Raw genomic sequence first — 19,168 nt, 5'->3', positions numbered from 1 at the left:
AACAATACTATGTAATCTCCTCACCATCCCTGTAAAGCTTTATGCACATGACAGGACAGTTGGCTGCCGCCTTTTCGCTGCATGATGGGTCATCAAATTCCTTAACCTGAATATCAGATAAATCAACACCCATAATGGATGAAATGCCGTCATCCGCGAATTCAAATAGTTCCGGGCAGTTTTCAATACAGTTTCCGCATGATATACACATGGTCCTATCGAGTTCAAGCCTGTACATGTTATCACCCTGAGAATCAGAACTGTTTTATTGTATGGTGAAATTGATAAAAATATTTAGTGATTGAATGGAGGGTTTCAGATTATCAGAAAGAGTGAAGCGCGGGAAATGCAGGATAAACTCATAATCATCTACAAGGGCCTCCAGCAGAGAAGGTCATTTAAAAAATTCTTTGGGGAGGACCTTAAAAGAAATGATTTCCTTGACAACCTGGCCAGTAAAAGGGGAATAGATGACCTCTTAAGGGAGGCCATAGTTGAACTTGCGGAGTTCACACGTGAGGACCATGATCACAGTGAAGATGAGTACAGGGACCTCTTTGATTACCTTGTAAACCGTGAACCCGTTGAATCCATATGCATGAGGTATGGTATCCAGGGCCCCGATGAGATAAAACTTGATGATGTTGCAGAGGCCCTCTCAAGATTTGAATGAAATCAGATTGTGAATTTTCTGAGATAACCAGCCATAACCTAAAAAAACTGCCTTAGAGAGTCCCTAAAGCCCCGTATCACATCAACCGCTGATCTGATGAGGGGACTTTTCACGTTCTCATAATCTCTCAGAGTTTCAAGCCTTTTTATCCTGAAGTATATGGGGGGGTGGGGGTCCCAGGCCGTCCACCCGGATATCCTCTGGGAGCCGGACTTCTCAAGTGCCAGTTTCTGGTAACCTATTTTCCTGAGGGCCCTCGCAAGGACCTCAGGTTTTCCTATAACCATTGCAGAGAGGAGGTCAGCCCTTGCCTCAAAGAACTTGGCCACAAAGAATATTATACCCATTGCAATGATTATGTAGAGAAGGGGAGAGAGCAGGACAACAGGCAGTAATACCGTGAGTCTCATTATGAACTCGGCAGAGACTATGCTGAAGAGTATTATGGGGTCCCGCCCGACAAGGTGCCCCATTTCATGCCCTATAACCGCAAGCACCTCCTCGTCGGTTAACTGAACGAGGAGGCCCGTTGTTACAAGTACCAGTCCCCTTCGGGGGCTTGGACCCGTTGCAGCGGCGTTTGCTATCATTGTGTTTGAGAGAACAATCCTGGGTACCGGTATCCCGAATGCCCCTGCAGCATCCGCGATTATTGAGTAAAGGTTAACGGTCCTTGACCTCTCATAGAGTGGATTGCACCTGAAGCCATATCTTTCAAGCACACTCCGTGCATCCTCACATGTGGGGGACCTCTTATCTGCAAGGGAAACCCTGTAAATTTCACGTTTGATTTTCAGGATCGCTTCATTACCCATCCTGTCTATGAAGAATTTGAATTCGTCTTCAGGAAGCTGGAACTGGATTATGTGGACACTGGGGTTTTCTGGGGTTATAACCCACTCACCCATCCTGGCGTATATGCGGTCCGAGAGGAGTATTATGCCCAGCTGCATTAGTAGGATTGCTATAACTGCATAGAATCCCAGGATGATGAATAGGATTATGTTGACACCAAAGAAGAGCACATAGACGAGTAGCATGCTGCTTCCGAATATGCCCTTTGATGCCATTCCCCTCCCTGTCGGGGGCCTTTCAGGGATTATATCCTCCCCCTCCACCCAGGCAAAGTACACGGTGTGCTGCCTCATCATATCCTCAAATGCCTGGATGGATGTGAATATGTCCTCATATATGGCCTCTGCCCATCCCCCGAGTTCCGCAGGGTATTCGAGGATCAGTTTGAGGTTTTCACCGGCGATTATCTCACCATATATTATCGCCTCATCCCTCCATGCCCTGAAAACAAGCCTCAGACCATCTCTTCTTATTTCATTGAAGTCGCCGGGCATGAGATAGTAGCGCCGGATGAACTCAAGGAGATCCCCATAATATGCAGGTGCAAGCTCGGTTCCTATAACAAATTCCTTTATCATATACAACCAACTTTCATTTCTCTTGTGGCACTGCCTCGCAGAGTATATATAACTTCAGCATTGATATTAAATCTTACAGCCAGATGAACAGAAATTACCTATGGAAAGGTCAGAACTGTGAAAAATTGGGCCGCTGATAAACATGAAGTGCCGGGTATCTGAAAATCCATCCAGAAGTGAAGCGTACCAACTGCTAGATGAGGGTATACGGAAAAGGGCACTCATAGTGATACTTGCCTGCTGCAGTGCATCCTATGAGGGCCGTGCCAGGAGCAGCCTTGGTGCCGGTGAGAGGCTCATCGTTATAAAACCAGATGGAACATTCATGGTCCACCAGGATCGGAAGGTGGACCCTGTTAACTGGCAGCCCCCCAGATCAAGGTGCAGGGTCTACATGAAGCATGGAAGCCTCTTTCTCGAAAGTATCAGAAGGTCCCCTGAGGAACGCCTTGAGGTTGAGCTCCATGAGGTACACCTCATCTCCTTCTACCTTCCAAGGGATATGCATGAGCTCACAGTATCAGGTCATGAAAGCGACATGGGGGACATGATAATAATGCACCCCCACCTCATCGAGCCTGGCTTCAGACCCGTTGCCCGGGAATATGCCACCAGTTCCGGTTTCATTGATATTCTGGGTAAGGATGAGAATGGTTCGCTCATGATAATTGAACTTAAAAGTAGAAAGGCTGGTGTGAGCGCTGTTAAGCAGCTCAGGAGATACGTGGATGAATTCAGGGATGACCAGGTTGGTGTGAGGGGCATTCTGGTGGCCCCCTCAATAACCCATGATGCCCTGGAGATGCTGGAGGATGAGGGACTGGAGTTCAGGGAGATCGAGCCCCCCAGGGAACTCAAATCAAACAGAGGGGTTACACTGGATAACTTCCTCTGAAAATTTCTGCATCCATTAAACTAACCTATCAGTTGCTTAAAGTTCAGGTTTATTATCAAATCTTTAAAATATTCAAAACTTACCTATCAGCTGCTTAAAGTTCCGTTTTCATTATCAAATCTTTAAAATATTCATTGCTTAAAAACAGTGATTTGGATGCAATAAAGACCATAGAAGTCTGTTTTTAAAATGAAACCGGATTTGAATACCTCATTTTAAAGGTTCAGCAATATTAAATAGTCTGAATTCCATATTAATAATATGACTCTGGGGGTTGAAATGATCGAAGTGAAAGGGATGATGAGCGAAGAGGGTCCAGTACTGATAACCTTCGATGGTAAATTCCTTGAACTCTTTTTCAGGTCTGGCATGAAATTCAAACACGAAAAATATCCCATATGGATCAAAAAACTCGAAATAAAAGATGAAGGGAAATCCCGGACTTTAAATTACACCATGAATTTTTTGGCTCCTGCTGGCTTTTTCACTTTTGAAAGTGGCGGTGAAAATCTCCAGGAACTTGTGAATGCAGTTAACAGAGCAACTGGCGGATTTTAAAAACTGGACAGCTGATACGTAAACAGCGGGTCACCTTTCTCTTGAGGTAACAGGTGAAAGAATAAAGGTTTAAGAGCATTTTTATATCCTCTTAAAAACAGTTATGCCCATCAGAGGCCCTCTATAACCTCTGCCAGCTGCCTTAAGGTTCTGACCTCCTTCACGGCTGCACCGGCATTCCTGTAAATTGAGACACAGCTGTCAACAACATCCCACTTCTTTTGAGGTTCGGGATTCAGTATGAGGACCTTCCTTGCCCTCTCAGACATTTCAGCCACCAGTTCAGCGCTTTCAGGGACACCATCCTTCCTTGGCCCTGCCCAGTCCCTGCAGTCTGAGAGGATCACTATACAGGACTTTCCTGTGAAATTAACATTCTCAAGGAAGTCGCTGAAGGCTGTGTACATATTTGATGTTCCATGGAGCATGAGGTTCCTTATCCTGGACTCCCTGAGGTTCCTGAAGGCATCGTAGAGGTCATCCTCATCAAGGAGGTGGGTCGTTTCAATGACCCTGCTGTCGAAGTCAAAGAAACGTGACCTGTAGAATGTCTTCTGGGCGGCGTAGACTATGCAGAAGAACCAGTTGCTTATCCAGTCACAGGAGCCGCTCACATCACTCAGGAATATGTGCTGGCTCTTTCTCTCCCTGGGCTCTGACCTCATAAGTTCAATTATTGTGCCCCCGTGCTTCAGGTTCTTCCTTATGCTCCGCCTTATATCGGGTCGCATCTTCTTTGAACGGCGGAGCCTCCTGGATCTTCTATTGGCAATTTTCATTCCCAGTCTGCGGCAGAGCTCAAATATCTCGGGGTCGAATGTGTTGAGGGTGGACATATCCCTATCAAGGATCTGGCTCTCATCAGTTCTGGAGTCAAAGATATCCGGGATTTCAGGTTGAATTTCAGCCAAATCCTCAATAGTGATGCCATCAGTGACTTCACCGGGGATCTGTTCCTCCGTAGACTTAATCCTCTCACCCTTCCCTGAACCGGATGATTCATCACTTTCTTCATCCAGAACTCCAAAAACTTCATTGTATGCGTCCATGAAAGCTTTAGAGTGCCTCATATCCTTAACATAAACTGAAAAGAGGGCTTCCCTGAGCTCGGGTCTGTTTTTGAATATTTTATAGGCTAAAAATGCGTCTTTGGTGCTCCTTATGCTAACGGGAAGTCCCTTATCCCTTAAAATGTTTGAAAGAAGAATTATTTTCTCCATGAAACATGTGCTCCAGTTTCACTGGCTGTTAACTCTCATCAAGGGATTCCACAAGTCGCCGGACCTTGCCCTCGTCTGCCCTGTTTTTTATAACGACACCTAGGGTCTTCTCAGCTGTTTCTCTGTCAATGTGTTCCTTTCCAAGGGCCATGAGGGTCCGGAGCCAGTCCACCGTTGCCCTTATTGAGGGCTTCTTTATGACACCCAGTTCCCTTATCCGGTTTATGAACATGACTGTCTCCTTAACCAGAGACTGAGGTGCAGAGGGGACGTGTGCCCTCACAATCTCCATTTCACGTTCAGGGTCAGGGTAGTCGATGTGTATGTAGAGGCACCTGTCCCTTGTCTCATCCAGTAGGTTTCGCTGGGAGTTGGATGTGAGGAAGACCAGTATATCATTTCTGAGGTCAAAGGTTCCAAGGTCATTGACTGTTATCTGTTTTTCTCCAAGTGCCTGAAGCAGGAAACTCTCAACCTCCTCATCAGCCTTATCTATTTCATCTATGAGGAGAAGTGATGGTTTCCCATTGATGAATGCTGACAGGAGGGGTCTCTTTATGAAGTATTCCTCGCTGAAGACGTCCTCTGGGGATCCGCTGATCCGGGACCTTTCAAGGCTAAGAAGCTGCTTCTGGTAGTTCCACTCCCCGACTATCTGTTCGAATGTTATGCCCTCATAGCACTGTATCCTGAAGAAATCCCTTCCAAGGGCCTCGGCTGCCTTTCTGGCAAGCATTGTCTTTCCTGTGCCTGGGGGACCCTCCACAAGGATGGGCTTTCCAAGTTCCAGTGCCAGGAAGAGTGTTATCAGGATCTCCCTGTCTGGTACGTAGCCCACACCTCTCAGTGATGAGTCAATCTCATCCAGTTTTTCTGATGGCTTCATCTTACCACGGATAATCTATGGTTCTGTGCACCCATAAAAATTTTGGTGGGGAGTCACTGGAGCTCTGAGGGCCTTACCTGGACTTTACAGGCTTCTGATCCCCTTATTATATCCACGTGACATTCCATGTCTATCTTTTCCTCAGTGAGTATCCTGTGGATGTCGTCAACTGTCTCCACTGGCTCATCATCGATTGCCACTATCACATCCCCCCTCATTATTCCAGCGTCCCTTGCCGGGCCATCCTGGAGTGATGCTATCATCACGCCCCTCTCTGAGTTTAAGCCGAGTTTTTTCCGCAGTTCATCCCTGATGAGTATGTTCTGACATGAAACCCCCAGGTAGGCCCTCCTTATTTTACCGTCCTTTATGAGTTTATCCGCAACCTCCCTGACTGTGTTTGATGGTATGGCGAAGCAGAGCCCCTGGGCCGGCCTTATGAGTGCTGTGTTTATTCCGAGTACCCTCCCCCGGTAGTCCACCAGTGGCCCGCCGGAGTTTCCAGGGTTGAGTGCCGCGTCGGTCTGTATGACCCCATCAACAAGTCTCCCTGTCATTGTCCGGAGGGATCTTCCTGTGGCACTCACCACCCCTGCTGTGACAGTGAACTGGAAGCCAAAGGGGTTGCCTATTGCAAGGGCGAGCTGACCAACCCTCACCCGGCTGGAGTCTGCAAATTCAGGTACCTGGAGTTCTGTTTCAGGATCGATTTTTATGACTGCAATGTCGGTGTGTGGGTCATCACCCACAACCTCTGCTGTGTGGTGCTCACCTGTGTGGAGGTTCACGTCTATCCTCTCTGCCCCGTGGATGACGTGGCTGTTGGTTATTATATGGCCGCTCTCTGTATAGATGACCCCTGAGCCCCCGCCTGCTGCTCTGCTTCCTGATTTTGACTGTGTTGTTACCCTGACAACCGAGGGGCTCACCGCCGCGGAAGCATCCATGACGGCCCTTGAATATGCATCCATTATCTCTGATTCTTCTAACTCCTTTTCCTCAAATTCATGATTTATGCTTTTATTTTTGGCTTTAAACATTTTTAGATTTCCTGAAATTTTTTAAACCCATATTAAAATCTTTTTAGGTGTTTTTCAGAATCTAAGAAATTTAGTTAACTTAAGTTATTAAAATTGTAGTATATAAAGTTTTTGCATCTGCAGATGATTTTATAAGTAGCCTGTGAGAGAATTATATGGTTACTCAATGGTGATACCCATGGATCTTCTATCGATGGTTTTCATTGGAGTTAGCCTGGGGATGGACACATTCAGCATATCCGTGAGCCGGGGCCTTGTGAGCCATGAATCAGGAATCAACTACGCCCTCATAACTGCATTCTCATTCGGGGCATTCCAGGCGTTCATGCCCATCTTTGGATGGATATCCGGCATTGAAATCCAGAGCATCGTGTCAACCTTTGCGCCCTGGGTTGCATTTACACTCCTCCTTCTCATCGGCCTGAAAATGATATACGAGAGCACCATGCTTGAGGAGGAGGAATTCAAATTCAGTTACCGTGAACTCCTTCTGCTCTCCGTTGCAACCAGCATAGATGCCTTTGCTGTGGGTGTCAGCTTTGCACTCCTTAACATATCCATATGGTTGCCCATAATAATCATAGGAGTCATCACATTCTTCCTCTCCCTTGCGGGAAGCTACCTTGGAGAGAAGATAGGCCACATATTTGAGAACCGTATAGAGGCACTGGGTGGTGTCATCCTCATCCTCATTGGTTTAAGGATACTCCTGGAGAATAACGTCCTCTGAGGACCATGCTAACTGATATTATGGGGGTGCCCGGTCTGAGGGTTGGAATCTGTCAGATGCAGGTAAATGAGAGAAAGGAAGAAAACATCAAAAAGGCCTCTGAGATGATAAGGGAAGCGTGCAGCAGGGGTGCTGAACTTGTGGTTCTTCCTGAGATGTTCACATGCCCCTACGACTCTGAACTCTTCCCTGAATATGCAGAGGATGAGAATGGGGAGACCATAACCGCAATGAGATCCCTTGCAGCAGAACTTGGGGTCCATCTGGTTGCAGGTTCAATTCCCGAGAGAACCCCGGAGGGGATATACAACACCTCCTTCATCATTGATGATGGTGGTGACATCACCGCGAGACACAGGAAGGTTCACCTCTTCGATATAGACGTGGAGGGTGAGATAACCTTCAGGGAATCCGACACCCTCATTGCGGGTAGCTCTGTAACCGTTACTGATACAGGTTCTGCTGTGATCGGGGTTGGTATATGCTATGACATGCGCTTCCCTGAACTCTCAAGAATGATGGTCCTGGGGGGTGCGGAGGTTCTAGTATTTCCCGGTGCATTCAACATGACAACCGGTCCAGCCCACTGGAGGCTACTTGTGCGGTCGAGGGCCCTTGACAACCAGTGCTACTGTGTTGCAGTGTCCCCTGCAAGAAATACCGGTGCATCCTATGTTGCATACGGCCACTCACTTGTCGCCGACCCATGGGGTTCGGTTATGGTTGATGCGGGCAGCTCAGAATGTGTTCTAACAGTCGACCTAGATATGGAAATGGTGGAGAAAGTGAGAAGGGAGCTTCCACTTCTAAGGAATCGGAGACCAGATGTTTACAGTTGGATGGAGGGAGCTGACCATGAATAAACCCTCAGTGAAATCCATCATAATACTCATCGTGGGTATCATCCTTGCATTCTCATCATATTTTGTAGCCAACGTGGATATAGGGGGTTACTCTGCTGTATCAGTTGTTTTCATCATATCCATGGCCCTCCCATCATTTATTTCAGTGATAAGGGACCTCAGGGGTCGTGGTGTTATTCTGATACTTGTTCTGGGGGCCTATGCAATTCTAATCGAGACTGTGGCCATAGTAACGGGTTTTCCCTATTCGGAGTTCCACTACACCGGACTCATTGGACTGAAGATACTTGGACACACGCCCTTCACGGTCCCATTCGCCTGGCTGCCCCTCTTCCTGGGGTCTGCCTATCTTGCAAAGGAATCTGTTGCTGGGAAACTGAAATTTCTGGGTCTCTCAACTCTCCTTGTGGTTCTCACGGATGTGGTGATTGACCCTGCAGCCGTGGCCCTGAACTTCTGGATCTGGAGCAATCCAGGAATATTCTATGGTGTGCCCCTGCAGAACTTCGCTGGGTGGGTACTCTCAGGTTTCATTGCATCCCTTATTCTTCTTGTGGTTCTGGGTGATTCTATGAAGGAAATGAAATCAGGGATCATCTCCAGCCTCTACCTGATAATGTGCTTCTGGACAGCAGCCTGCCTCTTCCTTGGACTTCAGATCCCCTTCATAACCGGTTTAATCCTCCTGGCACTCATACTCATTAAAACAGGGGCAAACCTGTGGTAGGATCTGTAGTTAAAAGAAAAACCACAGCAAAAAATCTTCAAGATCAAATCCAGTGAAATATCTTGTGGTTTATGAGCGCAAGGAAGAGCAGACCTCCAAGGGCTGTGTTGACGTAGGGGAGGTACCAGTAAATCCTCTCTATCCTTATTCTTTCGAAAAGAAGTACAGAAATGGGAAATGCAGGATACGCGAATACCAGAAAGCTTAGAGGATGTAAATCTGTAAGATAGACTGTAATAAAAGATAATATCAGCCAGAAGGCTGCTGAAAGTGCAAGTGCCACCCTTTCACCCATAAATACTGGTGTTGTGTTGATTCCTGCCCTCCTATCATACTCTGTGTCAGGTACGGCGGAAAATATGTGCATGGCAGCGATGTGGCAGTAGCCTGCAAGGAGTATTATGGGTTCAGGTAGGCTTCCTGATGCGAGGCTGTAGGCAAATAAACCGGGCATTATGTAGAGGTAATTGGATGAAAAATCCAGGAAGGGCCTCTCCTTGAATCTGAGTGGGGGTGCACTGTAGAAATATGATAGGAATAAAAATCCGAGGAAAAGAAGGGCCTCCTCTGGTTTCTGTGAAAACATGAGGGCGACGCTGATACCTGTAACTGCAAGCAGTGAATTTCTGAGTTTCCTCCGCTCACTCTGCATCAGCATGTGCTCCCTTGAGCCCTTCTTGGGGTTGAGTCTGTCTGTATCCTCATCCCAGTAGTCGTTGACACCGTAGATGAACACGTTAGCCGGGAAAAAGAAGTAGAGGAGGTATATGTAATAGGCTGGTGAGAGAAAATCAGTGAAACCCTTCGCTGCAAGGGTGTACCCAATTACATATGTTCCACCGGTGTATATCCAGAACCTGAATCGGGATATGCAGAACAGAAAGCCCGTGTAATCTTTTATGGAATTAAAAAGGGATCTGGAGGTCAGCTGAGACATTTGAAGGTCCCCTAAATACCCTGCTTAGTTGGTGACCTGGGTCTGATGAGCCTCAGCATGTTCAGGAGGGCTCCTGAGACCACCCTGCCCCTTGAGGGCTTCACCTTCCTCCTGTAGACTATGAGGGGGTCCCTTTCGATTATCCTGGACGTCCAGAGGTACATGTCGGCGGCGGTCTTTATGGGTACCAGGTAGCGGTAGGGGATGTACCTGTAACCCTCCTCTGCCCTTCTCTGCCAGTCCCTGTAAATATCAATCTGAGCCCTGAGGAAGGACCTGAAATTATCCTCCCTTCCACTGATCTCACTTAAATCAAGTGACTCCAGATCAAATCTTTCAAGTTCAGTCAGCGGGAAGTAGAGCCTTCCAAGTTCAACATCCTCTGCTATGTCCCTTATGAAGTTGACGTACTGCATGGCCCTCCCCAGGTAGCGGGCGTGGGGGTATGAATCAGTGTCAAGGCCCATGATGGATGCCATGAAGAGGCCCACAACCTCAGATGAACCCAGGAGGTACTCCTCAAGGTCAGCCATTGTCCTGTAGGATGATACAGTTATGTCCATCTCCATTGATCTTAGAAATGCCTCTATCCACTCTTTATTGAAAGATTTTCTGTCTGAAAGTTCCACGAATGAATCAACAACCACATCACCTGTTTTTTCGCCTGATGATGCCACCCGGTAGCGTTCAACAAAGTCGTAGAACCCCTCGGTATCCTGGGGTATTCTATCAACATAATCATCTGCCTTTCTCAGGAAACTGTAGAGTATGAAAACGTCCCTCCTCACCTTCGGTGGAAAGAAGAGGGTGCTGTAGAAGTATGTCTTGCTTCCCCTTTTGAATATTGAATAGATTTTTTCATCAATCAAGAGCCTATCACCCATAAAACTTTTTGCATGGAATTCCAGATTATTCACCCATTTCTTCCAGTATCTCCCTGCAGACAATCTGGGAGGATATGAGTGTCATTGGCACCCCTATACCTGGATGGGTGTACTGTCCTGTGTAGTAAAGGTTTTTAACCTTCTTGCTTTTATGTGCCGGTCTCCAGAGGGCGGTCTGCCTGAGGGTATGGGACAGGCCAAGCGCTGTCCCCCGGTATGCATTGTAGCGTTCCCTGAAGTCATTTATGGCGAATATGCGCTTCACCACCACATGGTCCCTTATCTTCATACCGGTTTTCCTCTCAAGGTCATCCATGACCCTCCTGTAGAGGTCCTCCCTCAGCTCCTGGTTATCCTCCATACCCGGTGCCAGGGGTACTAGTATGAAGAGGGTGTCTGATCCCTCGGGAGCAGCTGTTGTATCCGTTCTTGAGGGAACATTAACATAGTATGATGGCCTATCAGGCCATGAGGCCTTCTCAGGGTCAAAGACCTGCTGGAATTTGTCTGCCCAGTCCCTCTCAAGGAAGAGGTTATGATGGTCAAGGGCGTCTACTGTACGTTCAACACCAACGTAGGCTACAAAGGCTGATGGTGCCAGTACCCTTGAATTCCAGTAGTTCTCATCATAGGTCCTGTGGTTGGCATCAAGGAGTTGGAGTTCACTGTGGGGGTAATCTGCATTCACAAGCACTGCATCGGCATCGTGGATGTTCCTGTCGGTTACAACAGACGTGGCCATCTTATCTGTAACCTCTATCCTCCTGGCCTCCTCGTTGAAGTGGAATTCAGCCCCGTTCTCAAGTGCAAGTTGGTATATGGACTCTGCAACCCTCCTTATGCCCCCCTCAGGGTAGAAAACTCCCAGTGTCATGTCAATGTGGGACATGATATGGTACATGGAGGGTGTATCCTGCGGTGCGCTTCCAAGGAATCCTATGGAGTACTGGAGTATCTTTCTTGCCTCATCACTCTCAAAGCGTCTGTTAACAAAGTGCTCAAGGGATTCGAGTATGTTGAGTCTTATCCCTTGAAGCAGGAGTTTACCATTGAGGAAGTCAAGGATGGAACGGTAGTCCCTGTAGAGCATCTCCTTCACAACGGAATCATACAGTTCACCTGCTGAATTGAGGTATTTCCTGAGCTTCTCGCCACCGTTTTCTTCGAAGCTGTCAAAGAGTTCATAGTTCCTTTCTATATCAGATGAGACATCTACAACCTTATCATCATCAAAGAATACCCTGTATGCGGGGTCAAGCTGTTTCAGGGAGTAGAAATCCTCAGGTTTCCTTTTGAACTCTGCAAAGAAGTTCTCAAATATGTCAGGCATGAGGTACCATGATGGGCCCATATCAAATGTGAATCCCCCCTCACTGTAGACGCTTGCACGTCCACCCGGCCCCTCGTTTTTTTCAATAACAGTTACATCCATCCCATCCCTTGCAAGAAGCGCTGCTGCAGATAGACCTCCAAATCCAGCCCCCACGATTACTATCCTCATGAAACCACCGGCTAAAATGTTGTATATAGTTATATAATGACACTCAAAAAATATAAAAGTTTCATGAGGAGTACAATAAACAATATTACTGAATTAAGTGATTGATGAACACTTCACGAAAAAAGCAGAGGACTATGACTGGATCTTTTTAAGTGATTTGTTGGCGGCCTTCTTGAAGTCCTTATCCCCCTTTCTTCTGGCCTTTTTGATTGGTTCTATGGCCCTTGGATCCCTCAGGTCGCCAAGGGATCTTACAGCAGCAAGTTTAACGCCCCAGTCCTCATCCTCAAGGGCACCTATGAGTGGTTCCACCGCCCTTTTATCCCCCAGTTCCCCAAGGGACCTTGCAGCAAATTTCCTCACACCCCAGTCCTCATCCTCAAGGGCCTCAATGAAGTGATCCACAACTCCTGGATCCCCTATCTTCTTGAGGGCAAATGTGGCGTATCTCCTGACCTCTCCCTCTGAAGTGTCCATTATTTCAATGAGCCTTTCAAGGGACAGTTTTCCAAATTCTGCAAGTTTCTCTGCAGCCTTAAATCTGACAGGATGACTTTCATCCTCCAGAAGTCCGACCAGTATTTCAACAGATTCCTCTGATGGTTCAAGTTCATCCACGAGCTTCATCTTTTCCTCTGAATCCATGAGGCCAATCCTATCCTTCAAGGTACTATCAGCCATGAGAATCACCTGATAAATTCACCTGATTGATTCTGTGATAATAAGCCGTGATGATACTCTTTTATTCCTCAGCCGATATAAATGTTAATAGACCAATTACCAGCCGGTAGGAGGATGTGGATGAATAAACTGGACTTCATGAAAAAAAACTCCAGGTGGTATTTCCTGTCTGAGGTTATCAAACTGGGTAGACTTCCATTTCTCGGTGCTGGCCTGATCCTCTATGCCACAGGGGCTGTTCTTGCAGGTATAGGGAGGGGTTACCTCCCCCTTGACCAGTTCATCATGGGATATGCGATCGTGATGCCAGCACATCTTTCTGTATCCTACAGCAACGACTACTATGACTTTGAGCTGGACAACCCTGAGGCTGCAACAGTATACACTGGCGGAAGCGGGGTTCTCCAGAGACACCCTGAACTCAGAGGTTTTGCCTGGAAATTCGCTGTCCTTCTCATATCAGTATCCCTGACACTTGCCGTTATCCACACTCTCATCTACCGTAACCCTGCAGTTCTTCTCCTTGCAGTTGCCGGTAATCTGCTTGGATGGTTTTACAGTGCCCCTCCGGCCAGACTATCATACAGGGGGCTTGGAGAGGTTGCAACAGCCCTTACAGGCTTCATATTCCCTGCCATGGGTTACTCTGTAATCATGGGCGTGATTGATACCCCTTTAATCCTCTTCTCCATTCCCATAATGCTTTTGCAGCTTGTTTTCATCATAAACGTTGAGATACCTGACCTCCGGGAGGACCTGCTGGGGGGCAAGATGACGTTTCCTGTCAGGAGGGGTGTCAGAGCATCCAGAAGGGTTATGGCCTTAAGTGCGGCTGCTGCAACGGTTGCACTGGGACTTCTTGAGTTCTCCCCCCATTTTGATCCCAGGATCAGTTTTCCTTTGATTGCTCTGCTTTCACTCACAGTCACAGTTCCCTCCATCTATTATTACCTCCATGACCCAGATGAAGTCAATGTGAGGGGATCTGAGGTTGTGATGAACTCACTGATAGCCTTCGGGATCCTTGACCTTCTCTACCTCATCAGCGTCCTGGTGATGCAATGAACACGTTTAAACTGATGGATGGACTGGAAATATGTGACCTGTCACTTCTCATTGAGGATTCGATGATAATAGCCGACCTCCACCTGGGGTACGAACAGTACCTCACCAGTGAGGGGGTGATGGTGCCGGGATTCCAGTTCAGAAGGATAGTTGAGCGAATAGAATCCATAAGGGACGCATCGGGTGCCTCAGGTATCATCATAAATGGGGACCTCAAGCATGAATTCGGGAGGGTGAGCCGTCAGGAGAACCGGGAAATCATGCGAATGATGGACTACCTCCAGGAAAACTTCAGGGAGATAACACTGATCAAGGGGAATCATGACCCCATCGTACCCCACATGTCCGGGATATCAGGTATTGGGATCCATGAAACCATGCGGGTGGCCGATTTCCTCCTGACACATGGCCATGTGATACCTGAAAGACTTGACGCTGAAAACATCATCATAGGCCACGAACACCCCTGTGTGGGTCTCAGAAGCGGTGAAAGGGTTGAAAAGATCAAATGCTTCCTCCTGGGGCCCTTCAGGGATATGAACCTCGTTGTCATGCCATCCTTCAATTTCATAAGCGAGGGCTCCGACATCCTCCATGAGGCTGTACTATCACCCTTCCTCAGGGAGGCTGAGCTTGAGGAATTCCATGTCTATGGTGTTGAGGACTTTGAGGTTTTCGATTTCGGGACGGTGGGTGCCCTCATGGAGTTCACCTCATCCACAGGATTCGGTGGTGGGTGGTGAGGCCCATGATAGTCAGGCAGAAGAAGAAATACTCAAGCAGCAGGATACATTCTGTCCTCCACCCCTGGGTCAGCGAATGGTTCAAGAGAACCTTTGATGACTTCACAGAGGCCCAGAAGTATGCAATAATGGATATACATATGGGGAGGAACGTCCTTGTATCGTCACCAACAGGTTCAGGTAAGACTCTCACCGCGTTTCTTTCCATAATCAGTGAACTCACCACACTCGCGGATAGGGGTGAACTTGAGGACAGCGTCTACTGCATATACATTTCACCCCTTAAGGCCCTTGATAATGACATAGAAAGGAACCTTGAGGAACCCCTCCAGGGTATAAGGGAAATTGCAGAGGAGGAGGGAAGGGACCTTGAGATAAGGAAGGCTGTTCGTACCGGTGACACCAGCAGCTATGAGCGCTCCAGGATGCTCAAGAATCCACCGCACATCCTTATAACGACCCCTGAGACGCTCTCAATACTCCTTGTGGCCCCAAAGTTCCGTGAAAAGCTTTCAACTGTGCGCTATGTTATCGTGGATGAAATACACTCCCTTGCAGATAATAAGAGGGGTGTTCACCTTTCACTGAGCCTTGAGAGGCTGCAGCACCTTGTCGGTAACTTCACAAGGATCGGTTTATCTGCGACGGTGCATCCACTTGAGCGTGTTGCAAGATTCCTGGTGGGTTACAGTTATGGTGAGGAGAGGGACTGCATCATAGTGGACGTTAACTACCTTAAAGAACTTGACATTGAACTCATCTGCCCGGTTGATGACATCGTGGCCGCTGACCCTGAGGAAATTGGTAATGCCCTCTATGACATCCTCCACGACCTCATAATGGAACACCGGACAACCCTGATCTTCACCAACACGCGCAGCGGGACCGAGAGTGTGGTTTACAACCTGAAAAGTCGCTTCCCTGAGAGTTATACCGATGAAAACATCATGGCACACCACTCATCACTTTCAAGGGAGATAAGGCTTGAAACAGAGGAAAAACTCAAGAGGGGTGAGCTGAAGGCGGTTGTATCGTCAACTTCCCTTGAACTCGGGATAGACATCGGGTACATTGACCTGGTGGTTCTTTTGAGTTCACCAAAATCTGTTTCAAGGGCACTTCAGCGTATCGGGAGAAGCGGTCATCAGCTTCATGAGAAATCAAAGGGACGGATAGTTGTCGTGGACAGGGATGACCTTGTTGAGTGTTCACTCATACTCAAGAACGCCGTTGAGGGTAAAATAGATTCCATAAGGGTACCCGAGAACTGCCTGGATGTCCTGGCCCAGCACATATACGGGATGGCCATTGAGAACCCCTGGGATATTGACCATGCCCTGGAGGTTATAAGGAACAGCTACTGCTACAGGAACCTCAGGAGGGAGGATTACCTCTCTGTACTCAGCTACCTTGCAGGGGAGTATGCTGAGCTCAAGGAGAGGTACGTCTATGCCAAGATCTGGGTTGACCACAAAAAGAACATGTTCGGGAGGAGGGGTAAACTTGCCAGGATGCTCTACTCCACCAACATAGGGACCATACCTGATAGGAGCGCTGCGGTTGTAAAGTGCAACGGGAAGGTCGTGGGGAGGATAGAGGAGGATTTCATGGAGAAACTCAGGAAGGGTGACACCTTTGTTCTCGGCGGGAAGATCTACAGATTCAACTATGCGAGGGGCATGACCGTCAATGTCAGCCCCGCCTCAGGACCCCCCAACATTCCATCATGGTTCTCAGAGCAGCTGCCCCTCTCCTTTGACCTTGCAGTTGACATACAGCGCTTCAGGGACATTATGGATGGTAAGTTCCAGTACGGGCGTTCAAGGGAAGAGATAATAGAATTCATAATGGACTACCTCCACGTGGATGAGAGGGCCGCGGGTTCAATCTACGAGTATTTCCGTGAACAGTACCTCTACGCGGCAATACCCAGCATCAGGAGGATGCTTGTTGAGTACTACACTGGCTTCGGGGGCAGAAAATTCATAGTCTTCCACAGCCTCTTTGGAAGGAGGGTTAACGACGCCCTATCAAGGGCTGTTGCCTATGTCATTGCAAGGCGTTACCGGCGGGACGTTATGATATCTGTATCTGATAATGGATTCTATCTGAGTTCAGAGGGAAAGATGGGTGGTCTCGAGTCATTCATGGAACTTGAACCTGAGAATCTCAGGGAGATACTTAAGAAGGCCATTGACAGGACAGAAACCCTTGCAAGCAGGTTCAGGCACTGCGCTGGCCGTGCCCTCATGATACTCCGTAGGTACAGGGGGGAGGAGAAGTCTGTTGGCAGGCAGCAGGTTAGGGGTAAGATACTCCTTAAATTTGTGAGTGAACTGGATGACAGGTTCCCCATACTCGAGGAGGCCCGGAGGGAGGTTATGGAGGACTACATGGACATCGAGAATGCCATCAGGGTCCTTGAATGGATCCGTGATGGTGAAATGGAGATCAAGCAGGTTGATACGAGGATACCCTCACCATTCGCCTTTAACCTGGTTGCCCAGGGTTACCTGGATGTGCTCAAGTATGAGGACCGGATAGAATTCATCAGGAGGATGCATCAGGCTATACTGGATGAGATCAGATGATCTTCCAGGGGAAAAGAGCTGATATAATCTTTTCTTCAAGGACGAAACCAGTAATCATAAGCTATAAAAAACAAAAAACTGACATCATTTTTTCTTAAGAACAAGCATCATGTTACCTCCCCTCCTGAACTCATAGTCCACTGTGACTGTGAATGCATCAAATTCATCTCTTCTATCCTCCAGTATGCTCTCTGCATAATCTGAGAGTTTCCCGTTCTCCTTGACGATGGGGTATATCCTCACCTCTGAGCTGACGCGTATCATCTCGGAAATGGCCCTCTCATGAAATTCCCTGTCAAGGCGGTGGTCATATATGAAGAGGAGATGGGATGAGAGAAGGAGATCAAACTCATCATCATCAAATGGTAAATCCCTGAGGTCCCCCCTCACGTAAAGTTCAGGGCGCTCACGGTAGCTTTCCTCAAAGCACCTGCAGGCATCCAGGCGTTTTTCAAGCATCTCCTCAGGTGAAGAGTAGAACCTCCACACAAAATTGTTCCTGATCCTCTTAAGTGCATCGGTGAGGACCATGAGGTGCTCCCTGCACATGTTTCCAAGGTTATCTGCATCTTCACCATACATGATGTCACAGGCCCTCACATTAAGGCCGAGCTCCGCCATGAGTGGTGTGAATGAACTGGCGCCAGCTGGGCAGTCAAGTATTCGCAGCCCCTCAAGTTCATTTATCCTGAGATCAAACATCTTCATGTATTCCTGGCATGTGCGTGCAGTGAAAAGGGGCCCCACTATAACCGGCATAATGTGTCACCTGTCTATATTGTGTTGTATGTGATACTTTAGCATGCACCCCGTAAAGAGGACTTATGTGTGGACCCCCATCACTGTTTTTGTATGTGATACCTTAGCTTGCAAACCACCCAAAAGAACCGAAATCTTTATATACTAGAATTCTAACATATAGGTTTGTGTGTCTCATACACACATCACCCCCTAATTTACTGCTTTCAACTTCCGGGATATTTTGTTCTGTTGAAAGCACCAAAAAAATCAGCTTCCAGAGATAAAAAAACAAAAAAGCACCTCCCCGTTTTTCCACTCCTAACAACCCCCCTTTAAATCTCTGGAAGCTACCCCCCATACTAATAATGATCCTTATTACTTCAATTTTCAGGTCCCGCAGGCTATTCATGAAATGATCATTAGGCTCACTTAACCTCAACAGAGAGGGAACATTATTTATGCGCCCATTCACATACCAGTAACCATGAAGGCACTTGTTGTATATTACTCAAGAACCGGGCGTACCAGGGAGGTGGCATCTCAGATCGCCAGGGAACTCAAATGTGACATCGAGGAGATAAGGGACACCCAGAAACGAACTGGTATCATAGGGTTTTTAAAATCAGGTTACCAGGCTGCAAGGGGAAAGGACACTGTACTTGAACCCTATGAAAAGGACCCATCAGATTATGATCTCGTGATAGTGGGTACGCCTGTCTGGGCAGGTAATCCATCAGTACCTATAGGAACCTACCTCAGGGAAAATGCATCAAAGATAAAGAATGCTGCCTTCTTCTGTACATACGGTGGAAGCGGTGCAGATAGAACATTCAGACGAATGAGCGAGATCATCGGGAAGGAACCAGTCCAGACAGTCGCCATAACCGAGAGGGAGATAAATGAGAACGTCTATGACTGCAAGATAGAACCCTTTGTAAGGGACATTGAGGCAGCATTCAGAACTGATGAATAGGCCAGACGTTAAGCATTCCCCAATAAC

20 protein-coding genes are annotated in these 19,168 nt (G+C 47.6%); 10 read left to right on the top strand and 10 right to left on the bottom strand.

Annotated features, from left to right (window positions below; translation table 11 throughout):
- Nucleotides 1-7: 7 nt before the first annotated feature.
- Nucleotides 8-238: a ferredoxin gene (locus QFX30_RS07710; RefSeq protein WP_300490497.1), complete on the bottom strand. Its 231-nt coding sequence runs from the start codon at nt 236-238 to the stop codon at nt 8-10.
- Nucleotides 239-346: 108 nt separating this feature from the next.
- On the opposite strand from QFX30_RS07710, the gene QFX30_RS07705 reads away from it, so the two are divergent.
- Nucleotides 347-673 carry a hypothetical protein gene (locus tag QFX30_RS07705; protein WP_300490495.1) on the top strand — a complete coding sequence of 109 codons (327 nt, stop codon included), beginning with the start codon at nt 347-349 and terminating at the stop codon, nt 671-673.
- 38 nt (nt 674-711) lie between these two features.
- Here QFX30_RS07705 and QFX30_RS07700 read toward each other — a convergent pair whose 3' ends face one another.
- The gene (locus QFX30_RS07700) at nt 712-2,106 is read right to left on the bottom strand and encodes a M48 family metallopeptidase (protein WP_300490493.1); all 1,395 of its coding nucleotides are present in this window, start codon (nt 2,104-2,106) and stop codon (nt 712-714) included.
- A gap of 142 nt (nt 2,107-2,248) precedes the next feature.
- Between QFX30_RS07700 and nucS the strand changes: the two genes are divergently transcribed.
- A complete protein-coding gene (nucS, locus tag QFX30_RS07695) occupies nt 2,249-3,001 on the top strand; it encodes an endonuclease NucS (RefSeq protein WP_300490490.1) in 753 nt (250 codons plus the stop codon).
- A 279-nt stretch (nt 3,002-3,280) separates the two neighbouring features.
- Nucleotides 3,281-3,559: a hypothetical protein gene (locus tag QFX30_RS07690; protein ID WP_300490487.1), complete on the top strand. Its 279-nt coding sequence runs from the start codon at nt 3,281-3,283 to the stop codon at nt 3,557-3,559.
- A 110-nt stretch (nt 3,560-3,669) separates the two neighbouring features.
- Here the strand turns inward: QFX30_RS07690 and QFX30_RS07685 are convergent, their stop codons facing one another.
- The 3 genes from QFX30_RS07685 to QFX30_RS07675 are packed head-to-tail and all read right to left on the bottom strand — an operon-like array spanning nt 3,670 to nt 6,705.
- Entirely contained in the window at nt 3,670-4,779 is a 1,110-nt protein-coding gene (locus QFX30_RS07685; protein WP_300490484.1) for a VWA domain-containing protein, read from the bottom strand.
- A gap of 28 nt (nt 4,780-4,807) precedes the next feature.
- The gene (locus QFX30_RS07680; protein WP_300490481.1) at nt 4,808-5,665 is read right to left on the bottom strand and encodes a MoxR family ATPase; all 858 of its coding nucleotides are present in this window, start codon (nt 5,663-5,665) and stop codon (nt 4,808-4,810) included.
- 53 nt (nt 5,666-5,718) lie between these two features.
- The gene (locus QFX30_RS07675; protein ID WP_300490478.1) at nt 5,719-6,705 is read right to left on the bottom strand and encodes a trypsin-like peptidase domain-containing protein; all 987 of its coding nucleotides are present in this window, start codon (nt 6,703-6,705) and stop codon (nt 5,719-5,721) included.
- A gap of 178 nt (nt 6,706-6,883) precedes the next feature.
- Here QFX30_RS07675 and QFX30_RS07670 point away from each other — a divergent pair, with 178 nt between their 5' ends.
- The 3 genes from QFX30_RS07670 to cruF are packed head-to-tail and all read left to right on the top strand — an operon-like array spanning nt 6,884 to nt 9,025.
- Nucleotides 6,884-7,435 (top strand): manganese efflux pump MntP family protein, encoded by a 552-nt coding sequence (locus tag QFX30_RS07670; RefSeq protein ID WP_300490475.1) that lies wholly within the window; start codon nt 6,884-6,886, stop codon nt 7,433-7,435.
- Between the two features lie 5 nt (nt 7,436-7,440).
- The gene (locus QFX30_RS07665; protein ID WP_300490472.1) at nt 7,441-8,298 is read left to right on the top strand and encodes a carbon-nitrogen hydrolase family protein; all 858 of its coding nucleotides are present in this window, start codon (nt 7,441-7,443) and stop codon (nt 8,296-8,298) included.
- Nucleotides 8,291-9,025 (top strand): bisanhydrobacterioruberin hydratase CruF, encoded by a 735-nt coding sequence (cruF, locus tag QFX30_RS07660; RefSeq protein WP_300490469.1) that lies wholly within the window; start codon nt 8,291-8,293, stop codon nt 9,023-9,025. Before QFX30_RS07665 ends, cruF begins: the two co-directional genes overlap by 8 nt.
- Before the next feature lie 43 nt (nt 9,026-9,068).
- On the opposite strand, the gene QFX30_RS07655 is transcribed toward cruF, so the two are convergent.
- From QFX30_RS07655 to QFX30_RS07640, 4 genes are all read right to left on the bottom strand, one after another.
- Nucleotides 9,069-9,962, bottom strand: a complete 894-nt coding sequence (locus QFX30_RS07655; RefSeq protein WP_300490466.1) for a prenyltransferase — start codon at nt 9,960-9,962, stop codon at nt 9,069-9,071.
- 11 nt (nt 9,963-9,973) lie between these two features.
- Nucleotides 9,974-10,831 (bottom strand): phytoene/squalene synthase family protein, encoded by an 858-nt coding sequence (locus QFX30_RS07650; protein WP_300490462.1) that lies wholly within the window; start codon nt 10,829-10,831, stop codon nt 9,974-9,976.
- 40 nt (nt 10,832-10,871) lie between these two features.
- A complete protein-coding gene (locus tag QFX30_RS07645) occupies nt 10,872-12,347 on the bottom strand; it encodes an NAD(P)/FAD-dependent oxidoreductase (RefSeq protein WP_300490459.1) in 1,476 nt (491 codons plus the stop codon).
- 132 nt (nt 12,348-12,479) lie between these two features.
- On the bottom strand, nt 12,480-13,013 hold the full coding sequence (locus QFX30_RS07640) for a HEAT repeat domain-containing protein (RefSeq protein ID WP_300490457.1): 534 nt from the start codon (nt 13,011-13,013) through the stop codon (nt 12,480-12,482).
- A gap of 135 nt (nt 13,014-13,148) precedes the next feature.
- On the opposite strand from QFX30_RS07640, the gene QFX30_RS07635 reads away from it, so the two are divergent.
- The 3 genes from QFX30_RS07635 to QFX30_RS07625 are packed head-to-tail and all read left to right on the top strand — an operon-like array spanning nt 13,149 to nt 17,427.
- Complete coding sequence (locus QFX30_RS07635; RefSeq protein WP_300490454.1) at nt 13,149-14,093, top strand: prenyltransferase; 945 nt, start codon at nt 13,149-13,151, stop codon at nt 14,091-14,093.
- On the top strand, nt 14,090-14,836 hold the full coding sequence (locus QFX30_RS07630) for a metallophosphoesterase (protein WP_300490451.1): 747 nt from the start codon (nt 14,090-14,092) through the stop codon (nt 14,834-14,836). The genes QFX30_RS07635 and QFX30_RS07630 overlap by 4 nt, the downstream gene beginning before the upstream one ends.
- A gap of 5 nt (nt 14,837-14,841) precedes the next feature.
- On the top strand, nt 14,842-17,427 hold the full coding sequence (locus QFX30_RS07625) for an ATP-dependent helicase (RefSeq protein WP_300490448.1): 2,586 nt from the start codon (nt 14,842-14,844) through the stop codon (nt 17,425-17,427).
- An 84-nt stretch (nt 17,428-17,511) separates the two neighbouring features.
- Here QFX30_RS07625 and QFX30_RS07620 read toward each other — a convergent pair whose 3' ends face one another.
- The gene (locus tag QFX30_RS07620) at nt 17,512-18,186 is read right to left on the bottom strand and encodes a methyltransferase domain-containing protein (protein ID WP_300490445.1); all 675 of its coding nucleotides are present in this window, start codon (nt 18,184-18,186) and stop codon (nt 17,512-17,514) included.
- A 466-nt stretch (nt 18,187-18,652) separates the two neighbouring features.
- Here QFX30_RS07620 and QFX30_RS07615 point away from each other — a divergent pair, with 466 nt between their 5' ends.
- A complete protein-coding gene (locus QFX30_RS07615) occupies nt 18,653-19,141 on the top strand; it encodes a flavodoxin (protein ID WP_300490442.1) in 489 nt (162 codons plus the stop codon).
- Nucleotides 19,142-19,168: the final 27 nt, after the last annotated feature.

Source organism: Methanothermobacter sp., assembly GCF_030055435.1.
In the GTDB taxonomy this organism is placed as follows: Archaea; Methanobacteriota; Methanobacteria; order Methanobacteriales; family Methanothermobacteraceae; genus Methanothermobacter.
This window is presented reverse-complemented; position numbering and strand designations above follow the sequence as displayed.

What these genes read in the sequence shown, in the direction of transcription:
- QFX30_RS07690 (WP_300490487.1), top strand. Translation starts at nt 3,281, where the DNA reads ATGATCGAAGTGAAAGGGATGATGAGCGAAGAGGGTCCAGTACTGATA.
- QFX30_RS07635 (WP_300490454.1), top strand. Translation starts at nt 13,149, where the DNA reads ATGAATAAACTGGACTTCATGAAAAAAAACTCCAGGTGGTATTTCCTG.
- QFX30_RS07675 (WP_300490478.1), bottom strand. Translation starts at nt 6,705, where the DNA reads ATGTTTAAAGCCAAAAATAAAAGCATAAATCATGAATTTGAGGAAAAG.
- QFX30_RS07680 (WP_300490481.1), bottom strand. Translation starts at nt 5,665, where the DNA reads ATGAAGCCATCAGAAAAACTGGATGAGATTGACTCATCACTGAGAGGT.
- QFX30_RS07615 (WP_300490442.1), top strand. Translation starts at nt 18,653, where the DNA reads ATGAAGGCACTTGTTGTATATTACTCAAGAACCGGGCGTACCAGGGAG.
- QFX30_RS07710 (WP_300490497.1), bottom strand. Translation starts at nt 238, where the DNA reads ATGTACAGGCTTGAACTCGATAGGACCATGTGTATATCATGCGGAAAC.
- QFX30_RS07665 (WP_300490472.1), top strand. Translation starts at nt 7,441, where the DNA reads ATGCTAACTGATATTATGGGGGTGCCCGGTCTGAGGGTTGGAATCTGT.
- QFX30_RS07655 (WP_300490466.1), bottom strand. Translation starts at nt 9,962, where the DNA reads ATGTCTCAGCTGACCTCCAGATCCCTTTTTAATTCCATAAAAGATTAC.
- nucS (WP_300490490.1), top strand. Translation starts at nt 2,249, where the DNA reads ATGAAGTGCCGGGTATCTGAAAATCCATCCAGAAGTGAAGCGTACCAA.
- QFX30_RS07670 (WP_300490475.1), top strand. Translation starts at nt 6,884, where the DNA reads ATGGATCTTCTATCGATGGTTTTCATTGGAGTTAGCCTGGGGATGGAC.
- cruF (WP_300490469.1), top strand. Translation starts at nt 8,291, where the DNA reads ATGAATAAACCCTCAGTGAAATCCATCATAATACTCATCGTGGGTATC.
- QFX30_RS07645 (WP_300490459.1), bottom strand. Translation starts at nt 12,347, where the DNA reads ATGAGGATAGTAATCGTGGGGGCTGGATTTGGAGGTCTATCTGCAGCA.
- QFX30_RS07700 (WP_300490493.1), bottom strand. Translation starts at nt 2,106, where the DNA reads ATGATAAAGGAATTTGTTATAGGAACCGAGCTTGCACCTGCATATTAT.
- QFX30_RS07630 (WP_300490451.1), top strand. Translation starts at nt 14,090, where the DNA reads ATGAACACGTTTAAACTGATGGATGGACTGGAAATATGTGACCTGTCA.
- QFX30_RS07705 (WP_300490495.1), top strand. Translation starts at nt 347, where the DNA reads ATGCAGGATAAACTCATAATCATCTACAAGGGCCTCCAGCAGAGAAGG.
- QFX30_RS07625 (WP_300490448.1), top strand. Translation starts at nt 14,842, where the DNA reads ATGATAGTCAGGCAGAAGAAGAAATACTCAAGCAGCAGGATACATTCT.
- QFX30_RS07620 (WP_300490445.1), bottom strand. Translation starts at nt 18,186, where the DNA reads ATGCCGGTTATAGTGGGGCCCCTTTTCACTGCACGCACATGCCAGGAA.
- QFX30_RS07685 (WP_300490484.1), bottom strand. Translation starts at nt 4,779, where the DNA reads ATGGAGAAAATAATTCTTCTTTCAAACATTTTAAGGGATAAGGGACTT.